A 13,735-nucleotide genomic window follows, 5' to 3' on the forward strand; every position below is an offset into this window, starting at 1 on the left:
TTTCGATCACGCATCTATCGCCACGAGATGCACGGCCACCGCCGCATCGACGGCCGCCAGTTCCGCAGGGCTCAGCGAAATCTCCCCTGCCCTGGCGTTGTCGAGCGCCTGCGCCGCGCTTCGCGCTCCACACAACGCGAAGGTGATGCCGGGCTGCGCTAGCGTCCAGGCGATCACGATCTGCGCCATGCTTGCCTGGTGGACCTCCGCGACCGGGGCCAGGCCATGTTTCAAAGCGGCTACCTTGCGCCGGTTGGCCTGAGAGAAGCGCGGATTGCTTTTGCGCTGGTCGTCGCCGCTGAACTCACGCGCCGGATCGATCGCGCCCGAAAGCAGGCCGAGTGCAAGCGACGAGTAACTGAGCGCAGCAACTTGATGCTGGCGCGCGATCGGCAGCAATGTCTGCTCAATCTCGCGATCCAGCATCGAATACCTTTCCTGGATCGCGTCGAGCTGGCCAGCTCCTACATACTGCTGCAGCTCGGCGGTGTTGAGATTGCTTGCGCCGATGGCGCGGATCTTGCCAGCTGATTTGAGGCGTTCGAGCGCTTCCATTGTCTCGGCAATGGGGGTCGTCGGGTCCTGCCAATGGGTGATGTAGAGATCGATGTAATCGGTGCCGAGCCGCCTCAGGCTCTGCTCCACTTCATGAGCGATGCCATCGGCGCCCAGATATCGGTTCACCGGCTTTCCGTCCTGATCGAAGAAGTGATTGCCCTTTTTCGAATGCCAGTTCAGGCCACATTTGGTGGCGATGACCGCGCGGTCCCGCCGGCCCTTGATCGCCTTGCCGACGATCTCCTCGCTGCGGCCGAGACCGTAAGCCGGCGCGGTGTCGATCAACGAGACGCCGGCATCGATGGACGCCTGGATCGCAGCGATCGATTCAGCTTCATCCGTGCCGCCCCACATCCAGCCGCCGATGGCCCAGGTGCCGAGCCCTACTGCCGACGTGACAACGCCGGACTTGCCGACGCGACGGGTGATTTGTCGAGAATTCATGCTGCATTTCCTTCGGCGAGCTCGAGGATCTTCAAGCCGGTGGTTTCGTCGGTGACGAGGGTATCGAGGTGAGAGCCGCGCATGGCACTGAGGATCGGGACCACCTTGCTTGCGCCGCTTGCGACCCCGATCGACTGCGGAATGGTCGCGAATTCCTCGAGCGTCAGCGAAACGAGTGAGTGGTTGAGGCGGTAGTCCGCGAGCTTGCCGCTGCCGTCTATGAGATGGGCGAGCAGCTCGCCCGCCGCGCCCGAGCGCTCGATGGCCAGCCGGTCGGCGCTTGAGGACGGGTGCAGATCGTAGTAGCTCGAATCGTCGGTCAGGATGGAGCCGATGCCGACGACCGCAAGCGTTGCTTCGCGGGCCTTGTTGAAGACATCCGAAACGGCCCGGACGCCCATCAGCATGTCACGTTGGGCCGGGCTGTCGGCAAACAGCGGCGCGTGAATCTGATAAGCGCGGCCGCCGAGTCTGTCGGCCATCAGAGACGCGACATGATTGACGTCGGTGTAATGCTTGCCCTGGACCAGGCCGGTCGCGGGAACAACCTCGACGTCGTAGCTGCGGCTCGGCTTGAGACCAGCGACGACGGCACTCACCCCTTTGCCCCCGGTAATGGAAATCGTGTCGCCGTCCTTGATCGTCTCGAGCACCAGCCTGGCCGCGGCCTCGCCAACGCGCTGGAGCGCAGTCTGCGGATTGTCCGAAACGGAAGGGACGACGACGGCCCTTTGGAGTCCACCTATCGCGACCAGTCGCGCCTCGATGTCGACCAGTTGCTCGACCGGCGACTTGATCTTGATCTCGACAAGCCCGAGTTGATGACCGCGCTTGATCAGCCGGTTGACGGTCGCATGCGAGATGCCGAGCTCCTTGGCGATTTCAGCTTGCGTCTTGGCTTCCATGTAATGAAGCACAAGCGCCTGATACATCTGGCGGACGATCGTGATGTCGTCCCGCGAATTGGATGGTGACATGATTGGATGCTCAACTCTCGCGCTGCTGCTCAGGATTTCCTGCGATGCAGGAAGTGGTCGATCGATACTGCCGCGAGCAGGATGCATCCCTTGATCATGTCCTGCCAATAGACGGAGACGTCGAGCAGGATCAGCGAACTTGTGACGACCGAGAGCAGCGCCATGCCCAGTATGGCGCCGAAGATGGTGCCCGAGCCGCCATTGAGCGATGCCCCGCCAATCACCGCCGCGGCGATGATGTTGAGCTCCATGCCAGCGCCGAAGGTCGGGGTCGCAGCGCCAAAGCGCGACATGTAGATGGCGCCGGCGAAGCCCGCCAGGGTCGAGCAGAGAACTGTGACCCAGAATTTAACCTGCTTGGTCTTGATACCCGAAAATTGGGCCGCCTTCTCGTTGCTGCCGGTATAGAAGACCTTGCGGAAGGCAGTGGCACGCCGAAGCAGGAAATCGAAGATGGCTACGACCACAACAAAGATGACGATGACATAAGGCACATTGCCGAAGCTGCCCTGGCCGATCGCTTTGAACCCCGGCGGCAGGGTGAACAGCGACAGCGGGGTTCCCTTGGTGATGACAAGGCAAAGACCGCGGACGATCACCATCGCTGCCAGCGATGTGATGAAGTGATTGAGTCCGATGACGGTCACGAAGAAGCCCATCGCCGCGCCGATCAGCGCGCTGGCGCCTATCCCGATTAGGCTCGCGGTCCACGGGTCCAGACCCATCAGGAAGAGAGCGCCTGACACGACCATGGAGAAGCAGACCACCGACCCGACGGACAGGTCGATGCCGCCGACAATGAGAAGTATCGTCATGCCGACCACGACGATGCCTTCGATGGAGAAGCTCATCAGCATGGCGCGGAAATTTCCCCAAGTCAGGAAATGCGGCGAAGCGAATGTCATGGCGATGCACAGCGCCAGCATGATCGCGATCAGCCCCGCCTCGCGCATTGACCCAAGACGCAACCAGTTGCGCCCGCCAAGCCCGGGGGCGCTCGCCTTGAATTCAGCGTCCATGAGGGTTCCTCCGGTCTGTCTAAGCGACATTCTGAACCTGCCTTGCATTTGGTCGTTGCTGCCGGAGGCCCGAAGCCAGCAGCATGATTGCCTCTTCGGTCAATTCGTCCGCCCCCAGTTCGCCGGCGATGCCACCTTCGTGTATGACAAGCACCCGGTCGCTGAGCCCGATTAATTCCGGAAGCTCGGATGAAATCACGATGACGCCGACGCCCCGCTCGGCGAGATCGCGGAGCAGGCGATGAATTTCCACTTTCGCGCCGACATCGACCCCGCGTGTGGGCTCGTCCAGAATGACCACTTTGGGGCCAACCGACAGAAGCCTGGCGATGGCGACCTTCTGCTGATTGCCACCGCTAAGCGTCGACACCTGTGCCTCGATGCCGCCCATGCGCACACCGTGGCGCTCGACCAGGTCGGTGGCTTGCTTTGCCTCGGCACGGCGATCGAGCAGCCCAAGCGGTGTGGTCAGTTTCCGAAGGTCCAGCGCGGAGATATTAGATGCAACCGACAGGTCCAGGAACAGGCCCGACGCCTTGCGGTCCTCTGAGAGGTAGACCAGGCCTGCGCGCACGGCATCGCTATAGGTCCTGATGCTGACCGGCTCGCCATTGAGTTCGACCGATCCCGCCACCTTCGGGCGCAAGCCGCAAACGGTCTGGACCATCTCGCTGCGGCCGGCGCCAATCAACCCACCGATGCCAAGAATTTCGCCTGCACGAAGCGTGAAGCTGACGCCCTCGGAACCTGCTCGATAGGAGAGATTGGTGACCGACAGCACAGGGCGGTCGGTACGCCGTTCAGGCGAGAGCTTTTGCGGATAGAGCTGCGTGATTTCGCGCCCGACCATCTTGCGCACGACATCATTGGGAGTGACCGAAGCGATAGGATCGGTCGCGACATATCTGCCGTCACGAAACACCGTGACGCGGTCGCACAGGCTGAAGATCTCGGCCATGCGGTGGCTGATGTAGATAATTGAAATTCCGCGCGCCCTGAGATCGCGGACGATGGCGAAAAGGCGCTGCGCCTCTATTTCGGTCAGCGCGGCCGTCGGCTCGTCGAGCATCAGCACCCGGCATTCTAGCGTCAGCGCCTTGGCTATTTCTACAAGTTGCTGGTTGGAAATCGAAAGGTCGGCGACCGGCGTCTCGACCGGGATCGGCGCCAGCAGGTCCATTATCTTCTGCGCATCAATGTAGAGCCGACGAAAATTCATCAGCGGCGCGCGCCGATTGTTGATGGCCGCCATGAGGATATTCTCGGCGACCGTAGCATCCTGGCAGAGCGCGATTTCCTGATGGACGAGGCCTATGCCAAGCCGCTGCGCGGCGGATGGTGATGCAATGGTGACGTCCTTGCCTTCGAGACGAATGGCGCCTTCGTCGGGTTGCACAATGCCGGCGATGATATTCATCAGCGTGGACTTGCCCGCGCCATTCTCGCCGCACAGCGCGTGAATTTCGCCCCGCTGCAGCGTGAAATCGACCCCGGTCAGCGCTTTGATGGCGCCGAAAGATTTCGATATGTCGCGGATTTCAAGAATGGCGGCGGCAGTCACTCCGTCCCCCTGCAGCGTTGATGTTGACGGTTGGGTCGACGGGGCGCGAGCGCGCCCCGTCCCGGATCGAGCATCTTCGAAGAGCCCCGAAGAGATAACGGTGAGCCCTTATTCCTCGATGCCCTTGGTACCGCGCCGCTTGAGGTAGGCATCCCAATAGAAATCGTCGGCATTTTCCGCAGTGACGATGGAAAAGCCGTTGTCGACGAAAGGCACGCTCATGCCATTGAATCCCGACCGCCGGGCGTCGTTCATCGGATCGATCAGCTCAGGATGCTTGGCCAGCCACAGCAGCATGAACCCCATGTAGCCCTGCATGCCCTGGTTCGGGTTGACTGAGCCAAAAATTTCGCCGGCCTTGATCATATCGAGGATCTTGGCGTTGACGTCGGCCAGCATAACTCGGATCTTGCCGCCGCCTTCCTTCGCGGCCTGAGCGGCGCCGATTGCCGAGTTGGCTTCCGGCATGAACACCGCGCCCAGTTCGGGATGCGCCTGCGCGAGGCTGAGCACGGCCTGATAGGCCTTCGTCGCATCCTGGTTCGACGCCGCGCGGCCGACAAGCTTCATATCCGGCCATTTGGCTTCCATGCGGGCGATGAAGGCGGCGATGCGCTTGTCGTGATTGTCCTGTCCAGGGTTTTCGAGGACCGCGTATTCGCCCTTGCCGTCCATCGCCTTGGCGACTGCATCGGCGGCATAGGTGCCTTCGGCGACGTTGTCGGAGGTGATGTAGGATACTCGTTTGGAGTTGGGCGAATCTGCGGCGAATGTGACTACGGCCGTTCCCTGGTCTATCGCCCGATTGATTGGCTCGATGAATGGATCAGAGTTCATCGGATGCACCAGGATGCCAGCCGGCTTCTGAGCCAGCGCCTGGTCGAATGTCGCTATCTGCTTGTTCACGTCGTATTCTGGCGTTCCGGTGTATTCGGTCTCGCAACCGAACTGCTGTCCGGCCTGCTTGAACATCTCATAGACCGGGAACCAATATTCGACGCCGGAAACCATGACGTTCATAACGTATTTTTCACCCGGCTCGCATTTGAACGGGTTAGCGGCCTGGGCCGCGGCGTGACTTGCCCCCAACACAGTGGTGGCTGCTGCCGAAATGGCGAGCATGCTCAAAAATTTGCGCAAGAGTCCTCCCTCGGCCGAAGCCTGGTCAATGGGCGGTCGGACACTACGTGCCGCCGCTTGTGGTTGATGAGGCCGAACCTCCTCCCGAGGCCCAGCAGTCGATCATTCGCAGGAGTTGGCTCGAATGTCAATAAAATTCACATGTAGAAATATATTTCACACCTCATCGCGACCGGCAACTTCGCGCCAATTGGCGACCCTGCCCGGCGTATATTGATACCGACATGGAGTTCGCGCACTTCGGGTGCCTGTTCGAACACCGCGGCCTCGATGCCGAGTTCATGCAGAGCTAAAGCTGTCGTCAAGCCGCCAATCCCGGGCACCCGCAATCAAAACTTTCATTGCTCCGTCTCTCATCAGCTAGTTTAATTTTAGCCGCGGCCGCAGCAAGGCTGGCCCTTCACGCGCGGCGCCATCAAAACCTTTGAAATTCAGCACAGAACGCCTGCGCGGCGTCTGTGTGACATGGCGTCCGCAACGAATGATCGACGGAATCAGATTGCAGCAGAACAGGCAACGTTTCGAGCCTTCGCAAACAGCTATCTGCGTGAGTTGAATTCCGGGGACCCCGTGTTCCACCGCATTGGAGAGCGGAACTTCGATTGCGTGGAGATTTCCCTCCCATCGCGGCATGTAGTCCTGCGTATCGAATCAAATCCCGATCGCTTTGGTGGCGCGTGGCGGCGCTTACTCACGACTGGGCGCGGCTCAGGACTGACGACGCAGCTCTCGAGCTAAAGAGTGGACAGGCCCCCAGGCCCGCTCCAGCCCACGGTTCGAGATCGGCAAAGATCTTTCTCCGGTGGCTGTGAGGTGATTCCAAGCGGCGGGCGCGCCCGCCGCTTGGAGGTCTAATCTCGACCGTGCCGGCCGAACGCTGGTATCAGCGGCCCCAGATCCCCTGGCCATAACCGGGCCCAGGAATATCGAAGATCGAATTCCCTCCCGAGGTCGGTGCGCTGTCGGTCGCGCTGACACTCGCTGTGCCGCTCGGGTCGACCGCGTAGCCGTTGTCGGACACCATCGAATGGTGACCGGTGTTCGAATAGCCGGAGCCATGGCTGTAGTCGGAGCCATAGTGGTCGCTGCCGGCAAGAGCCATGCCGGAGGCAAACAGGAAAGTGGCAGTGGCAAGAACGATCTTAAGCATTTCAATTCTCCATCTTTGAGGGTTAGCATTTGGCCTCAACGCGCCGTGCCCCGCACCGCATCGATGAGCCGTCTTTCATGCCCTTTGGGCAAACCGACAACCGCTATCCTTCTGGATTTGCGGCGGCAGGTTGTTCAGCGCACGGTTGTCTTGTTACGTTCGTGCGCTGTTCGGAGGGCTGCTTGATAGCAGCCGAGATCATCACCATTCAGCGACGCGGCCTGTATGAATGGCGGCTGTTCCCGATCAGCCGTCGCGTGGCGGGGTTGACGTCTGCCCCTTGTCGATCATGGCGTTGTAAGAGCCGGCGAGCCCCTTCATGGGCCGGATGGTTTTGGTCAACAAGGCTCGCGCGGAGCCGGTCGTACGAAGTAACTGGCTTATGCATTTTGAACCTCAGGTTTCGGAGCAAGACGCGTCGACACCTCGACAAGACTAGATGTTCGTCCATGGCACTGGATATTTGTGCCTTGCCCGTCGAATCTGCCGCATCTGCGGTTCTTATTGTCATACACCGCTTTCGTTTCAGGCGTTTTTCTGTAGTGCGGTAGGAGTGTTTCGTTTGTTTCAGGGGCACGCGCGACGGGGCGGGCCGCATTTTGTGGATGGTTGTGGTCCGAGTCGTTTGCTCCGGATCCAGAAAGGATCAAGGCGCCAAGGTTGCGAACACTCTGGCGCGTGGCCGAGCGGCCCGGAACGAATGGAATGCCGCCCGCACTCTCGCGGAGTGTCCTTTCCGCGCCGTCCGATCGACACGTCCTGGCTCGGGGCTGCGCGGCAAGTGGTGATCCATATGGTCACCGATCCTGAACGAGAACAGCACGAGCGACCTGGATCGTAGGTTCAGACTGAATCCGGCGGAGGCTGACGTCGTCCTGGAAAATCTCAATGGCAACGGGCGCGACGCCGCTGCCCGGCTCGGCATCGCGGCCACACGATCAGAGCGCATCTAAGGCATGTCTTCGAGAAGACCGGCGTGCGCAGGCAGGCCGAACTCGTCCGGCTGCTACTGGAGGCGAGCGCGAGCTGACGAGCACTGATGGCGGTGATTTTGCAACTAAGGCCAAAACTGTTCCTGCGAGGCCAACACGGCCTGCGTAGGTCATGCCTGCGTCCTTTCACGACCTTCTCCTGGGAAAAGGAAGGTCTGGGTAGGTCAATATCCCGTCCATCCAGAACACATGCTGAATAACGGCTTTCCGGGAGCCGATCTTCAGCCGTCGCATATCGATCTCGTCGGAGATTCGACGAGAATCTTCCTCGATGGGCGCGACACCGGCTTCCGCATGCCACAGGCCTGTCCGCCTCGGCGCGACCCAAGGACGGACAGGCTCAGCCTCGGCTTACGGCCGGATGTTGTGGTTGACGCGGAAGAGGTTCGCCGGATCGTATTTGCGCTTGACCGCGACGAGCCGCTCATAGTTGGCGCCGTAGGCGGCGCGTACGCGCGCTTCGCCTTCATCATCCATCATGAAGTTGATATAGGCGCCACCATGCGGGTTGTGCTTGTGCACCGCGGCCCAATACTCGCTTGCCCAGCGCCTCAGCTCCGGCGCCTTCGTCGGGTCGGGGTCGATGCCGGCGATAACCATGGACCAACGCGCTCGCCGCGCTCCCCAGGCGGTGGCGTCCGGAGCCACTTCCTGGACCGCTCCGTCGATCGGGTAGAGATGCATCAGCGACAGCTCGCTCGGGGTTTTCGAGCCGTGCTCGGCATGGGCAGCGATGGCCGCATCGGACAGCTCGTCGACATAATCGCCCTTCCAGTACCACTGCAAGCCCTTCGGCAGCAGCGGATCAAACAGCGCCTGCAGATCGACGAAGGGCATCTGCATCATACCGTCCATTAGAGGCTTGGGAAGCGCGTCGCGCACGGGCTGCATCGCTCGGATGCCGTCCTCCTCCGCGCCGTTGTAGCAACTGATTAGCGCGCAGATGCGCCTTCCCCAGATCTCGCGCGGGAAAGGGTCGCAGGAGGGCACCGTCTTGATGCCGAAGAACATCCCGAGCTCTCGCGGCGCTCCGGGCAGGAAGTCCCGGTACCAACGCATGATCTCTACGGCATGTGCGATGTCGAAGAAGATCGGCCCGGCATAGACATCCTTCGCCGGATGCGCCTGAAATGTGAAGCGCGTCACGACGCCGAAGTTGCCGCCGCCGCCGCGCAGCGCCCAGAACAGCTCCGGGTGTTCGTCCTCACTTGCAGTCACGACGCTGCCGTCGGCCAGCACGACCTCGGCCGCAAGCAGATTGTCGATGGTGAGGCCGTGTTTGCGCGTTAGATGGCCGGTGCCGCCGCCCAGCGTCAGTCCGGCAATGCCTGTGGTCGAGACGAGGCCCGCCGGCACCGCCAGCCCATGAGCGCGGGTGGCGCGGTCGACATCGCCTTGGGTGCAGCCGGCCTCGACATGGACCGTGCGAGTCCTGGGATCGATATCGACCCGTTTCATCGGCGACATGTCGATGACCATTCCGCCGTCGCAACTGCCGAAGCCTGGACCGTTGTGGCCGCCGCCGCGAATGGCAAGAAGCAAATGGTTCTCTCGGGCATGATTGACTGCCGCGACGACGTCGGCGACTTCGGCGCAGGGGACGATCCAGCGCGGCCGCTTGTCGACCATAGCGTTGTAGAGCCCGCGAGCCTCTTCATAGGCCGGATGGTTTTGGTCAATAAGGCTCGCGAGGAGCCTGTCGGGGAAATCGTACGAAGTAACTGGCTTATCCATATTGAACCCTCAGGTTTCAGAGCAAGACGCGTCGACGCTCGCCAGGAATAGATTGTTCATCCTGGGCGCCGGACATTTGCGCTTCGCCGGTTGAATTTGCCGCATCTGCGGCTCTTCTTGTCATACACCGCCTTCGTTTCAGACGTTTTTCTGTGGTGCGGTGGGAGTGTTTCGTTTGTTTCAGCGCTCGCCCACGGGGATGACAGGCGGCACTTTGTGACTGGTTATGGTCCGAGTCGTTTGCTCGAGCCGTGGTATCGGCCGTGCAACCCTGGCCATTCGTGTTTCCGCCGTTTTTCCGGAGTTGGGTAGAGTTTCGTTTTCACGTCAGCGCTGGCGAAGATTCCCACGCGCCGAAACAGTTGAAACAAATCACGCGGCGTCTGAATGTATGCTGAAACAAAGAGGGCCTAGTATCCGCCCTCGCGAGATCACGCGAACAAAAGGAACGACCATGCGGCCTGATAATCCGGTGCCATCCACACACACAGGCTATGCCCTTTTTGACGCCAACAATGTCCTCGTCGACGGCAATCCGGAGATATTTGGAAGCCGGCGGCTCGATCGCGGCGAGATGCATCCGATGGACACCATTGCCGCAGTCGCCGAAGCCCTCTCACATCTGAAAAGTTTCGACGGCCGCCCCATCGAGCCGAGCAACGCGTTCGCTGAAAGCGCCGCTGCGCGATGGACGCAAATCAACAACCCTCCAGTTGAAGCTGAGACATTAGATGGCCGGTGGAAGTTGCTCACCGCACATCCTCGGCCGAATGGTGGCATGGCCCTGGTAAGCGTCGACATTACCGACATGAAGCGAGCGCAAATCGCGCACCGGGAAAACGCGGAGATATTCCGCTGCATCACGGACAGTCACCCGCTGCCCGTTTGGGTGGTGGACGCGGGAAGCGGGAAAATCGTCTACGAAAGCCTCGATGCGTCGAACCTGCTTGGCCGAAAATGGACCCCGAACGAGCCGCAATTCCTGACGGATTATTTCGTGAATACTGGCGAATTCGATGAAATCAGTTCTCTCGCCAGCAACAGCGAGATCGTGCGGGATCACGAAATCCAGCTTAGAAACACAAGCGGATCGACCGTCTGGTGCTCGACCAACTGCCGTCGCGGCGTTTATGACGGGCGCCCCTCGCTCATCATCGGCGTATTGGACATTACGGAACGTAAGCAGCGCGAGGATCTGTTCGGTTTCCTGATCAAGCATCATCCGTTGCCGGTATGGATGACCGACGCAAGTTCGGGGGAACTCATTTACCAGAGCAATGCTGCCGAACGGCTGCTTGGATGGAGCAAGAAGGCGCAACGCGAGACGGTGCGGCTCGGCGACTACTTTGTCGACCCCGAGAAACACCGGGAAATCAATCGGGAGCTCATGCAAAAGGGCGTCGTCGAAAATTGCGAGGTGCTTCTTAAACGACCCGACGGCCAAGAGTTCTGGGCCACGGGCAATCTCAGGATCGTCGAGTTCCAAGGCCGGCGAGTGGTTCTCGCCGGCATCGCCGATGTGACCAAGCAGAAGAAGCGTGACGGCGAAGTCGCTGCGGCGCGGGAGATGCTCGCAGACGCCGTTGAATCACTCTCCGAGGGATTCGCACTGTACGACGAAGATCACCGCCTGGTCATGTGCAACAGCCTTTACCGCGAACTGAACCACCCGGTGCGGGATCTCGTTGAACCGGGCGTGGAATGGAACGAGCTCCTTCGCGAATCCGCCAAGCGCGGCGTGTACCGCAACGCGGTTGGGCGCGAGGACGAGTGGCTCGACGAGCGGATTCAAGGCCGGATCGAGTTCCACTCCCATTTCGAGGTCCCCCTCTCCGACGGCAAATGGCACTCGGTTTCGATACATCCCACCGATCTTGGCGGCTTCGTCGTAACGCGCGCCGACATCAGCGGGCGCAAAAAGGCCGAGGCTGCCGAGCGCGACGCGACGGCTCTGCTGCAAAAGGTGCTCGATGCCTGCCCTTCGCCGATACACATGACCACGTTCGAGGGAGAAACGCTCTACCGCAATCCTGCTACCAGAGATCTCTACGCCGATCGCCCTCGAATAACCGACCACTATGTCGATCCAGACAATAGCGCAATATTGGAGCGCACCCTGATCGAAAAGGGCAGGATCGATGATTTTCGGGTCCAGCAGTACGACACAGAGAACAAGCCCTTCTGGGCTTCGGTTTCCGCTCGCCTGATCGAGTTCCAGGGAAGGCAGGTGATCGTGTCGAACACGACGAATATCACCGACATGATCACCGCCCAGCAAGAAACGCGCAAGGCAAACGAGCGGCTGATCGACGCGATCGAATCTCTCGCCGAAGGGTTTGCCCTCTACGACAAGAACGATTGCCTGGTGCTGGCCAACAGCAGGTACCGCCATATGCATGCGATAAGCGCGGATGTGCTCGTTCCCGGGGTGAACTGGTTCGATTTCCTCCGCGTGACCGCAGAGCGCAACCAGTTTCCGGTTCCACGGGACAAGATCGACGACTGGCTTGCCGAGAGGGCAAGGGACCGCCGCGAGTTCCGGCAACAGGAATTCCGTCATACGGACGGCGGTTGGTTTTTCGTCTCGAACTGTCCAACCCGCGAAGGCGGGTTCGTGGTCACCCGCGTCGACATTACAGAGCGCAAGCGGGCCGAGGAGGCCGCTAAGGAAGCGGATGAAATGGTCCGTAAAGTCCTCGAAGCTTGCCCCGTCAACATCCAGATGACCCGCGCGCATGACGGGAAGCTGCTCTACCGCAGTCCCGCCACCGTTGAGCTGCTCGGCAATGTGACCAGCGCCATCGACTACTATGTCGATCCTTCAGAGCGGGTGCGATACGTTGAGCGGCTGCTCGCGACGGGGTTGGTCGACGATTTCGAAACCCAGCTCAAACGCAACGACGGTGGAACCTGCTGGTGCTCGATTTCGTCTCGACTGATCGATTACCGCGGTGAGAAGGTGATTGTTTCCCACACCTACGATCTCACCGACCGTATCGAAATGCAGCAGGAATTAGAGCGACAGCGCGAGACGCTGCACCAGAACGAGAAAATGTCGGCGCTCGGCGGATTGCTGGCGGGGGTGGCGCATGAGCTGAACAATCCGCTCTCGGTGGTGCTTGGCCTGTCATCGCTGTTGAAGGAGACCGCAACCGACGCCAAGGTCGTGGAACGCGCCGACAAGATGAGCAAGGCAGCCGAACGCTGCGCCAGGATCGTCAAGACTTTCCTGGCTATGGCCAGACAGCAGCCGACGCGAACCTCAAACGTTGCGATCGGTGACATTATTTCCGAAGCGGTGGAAGTGGCGAGCTATTCGATTCGATCGTCGGACATCGGGCTTTCAGTTCATCTTGAACCTGGTCTTCCCCCGATCTGGGCGGATCCCGATCAGCTTGCCCAGGTGCTGATCAATTTGCTTGTCAATGCAGAACAGGCGCTGCACGGCTGGGAAGGGCGACGGACAATCACGGTTTCAACGCGGCTTCATCCCATGACCGGCAAAATAGTCGTCAGCGTTGCCGACACGGGCCCGGGAATTCCCAAAGAGATACTTCCCCGCATTTTCGAGCCGTTCTTCACGACCAAAGAGATTGGGGCAGGGACTGGGATCGGGCTGTCCTTCTGTCATCGGATCGTTCAATCCCATGGAGGAACCATCGAAGTCGAATCCCCCGAGGGGGGTGGCTCGACCTTCATACTTTCGCTGCCTGCTTCGGACCGTATCGAGGAACGGGCCGAAACGGCCGAAGACGAGCTCCCGAATTCAACCGGCGTTGCTTGTCTGGTGGTGGACGACGAAGAGGAAGTGGGTGAGCTGGTTGCTGAGGTGCTCAGCCGGGATGGTTTCAAGGTCACCATTGCCAGATCCGGCGAAGAAGCGCTGGTGCAGCTCCAGAACCGCACTTTCGCGCTGATCCTGAGCGATCTGAAAATGCCGAACATGGATGGACGGGGATTGTTCAACCAGATTGCCAAGCTTCATCCGGCCGAGCTCGACAGGTTAGCCTTCCTGACGGGGGACACGATCAGCCCGGACGCGCAGATGTTCCTGCGCGCCGCGAAACGGCCCTATCTTGAGAAACCGATCAAACCTAACGAGCTCCGTTCGTTTGTCTCGAATCTGGTCAACAACAATACTTGACAGATCAGTGGATTTG

8 protein-coding genes and 1 pseudogene are annotated in these 13,735 nt (G+C 60.2%); 1 reads left to right on the plus strand and 8 read right to left on the minus strand.

The genetic code is table 11. The features are described from left to right. Positions 1-6: 6 nt before the first annotated feature. The 8 genes and pseudogenes from ACWTU8_RS18725 to ACWTU8_RS18760 form a co-directional block, all read right to left on the minus strand. Positions 7-1,002 (minus strand): aldo/keto reductase, encoded by a 996-nt coding sequence (locus tag ACWTU8_RS18725; RefSeq protein WP_455849342.1) that lies wholly within the window; start codon positions 1,000-1,002, stop codon positions 7-9. After that, entirely contained in the window at positions 999-1,979 is a 981-nt protein-coding gene (locus tag ACWTU8_RS18730) for a sugar-binding transcriptional regulator (protein WP_455849343.1), read from the minus strand. Before ACWTU8_RS18730 ends, ACWTU8_RS18725 begins: the two co-directional genes overlap by 4 nt. Positions 1,980-2,008: 29 nt before the next feature. After that, positions 2,009-2,998 carry an ABC transporter permease gene (locus ACWTU8_RS18735; protein WP_455849344.1) on the minus strand — a complete coding sequence of 330 codons (990 nt, stop codon included), beginning with the start codon at positions 2,996-2,998 and terminating at the stop codon, positions 2,009-2,011. Positions 2,999-3,017: 19 nt separating this feature from the next. Continuing rightward, positions 3,018-4,559, minus strand: a complete 1,542-nt coding sequence (locus ACWTU8_RS18740; protein ID WP_455849345.1) for a sugar ABC transporter ATP-binding protein — start codon at positions 4,557-4,559, stop codon at positions 3,018-3,020. 108 nt (positions 4,560-4,667) lie between these two features. Beyond that, positions 4,668-5,699 (minus strand): substrate-binding domain-containing protein, encoded by a 1,032-nt coding sequence (locus tag ACWTU8_RS18745; protein ID WP_455849346.1) that lies wholly within the window; start codon positions 5,697-5,699, stop codon positions 4,668-4,670. Between the two features lie 883 nt (positions 5,700-6,582). After that, a complete protein-coding gene (locus ACWTU8_RS18750) occupies positions 6,583-6,849 on the minus strand; it encodes a hypothetical protein (protein ID WP_455849347.1) in 267 nt (88 codons plus the stop codon). A 1,343-nt stretch (positions 6,850-8,192) separates the two neighbouring features. After that, positions 8,193-8,852, minus strand: coding sequence for a BBE domain-containing protein (locus tag ACWTU8_RS18755; RefSeq protein WP_455849619.1), 660 nt, complete (start codon positions 8,850-8,852; stop codon positions 8,193-8,195). A gap of 210 nt (positions 8,853-9,062) precedes the next feature. After that, a pseudogene (locus tag ACWTU8_RS18760) lies at positions 9,063-9,575 on the minus strand (FAD-binding oxidoreductase); the annotation flags it as partial. Between the two features lie 454 nt (positions 9,576-10,029). On the opposite strand from ACWTU8_RS18760, the gene ACWTU8_RS18765 reads away from it, so the two are divergent. Further along, complete coding sequence (locus ACWTU8_RS18765) at positions 10,030-13,719, plus strand: PAS-domain containing protein (RefSeq protein WP_455849348.1); 3,690 nt, start codon at positions 10,030-10,032, stop codon at positions 13,717-13,719. Positions 13,720-13,735: the final 16 nt, after the last annotated feature.

Source organism: Mesorhizobium sp. BHbdii (assembly GCF_053848045.1).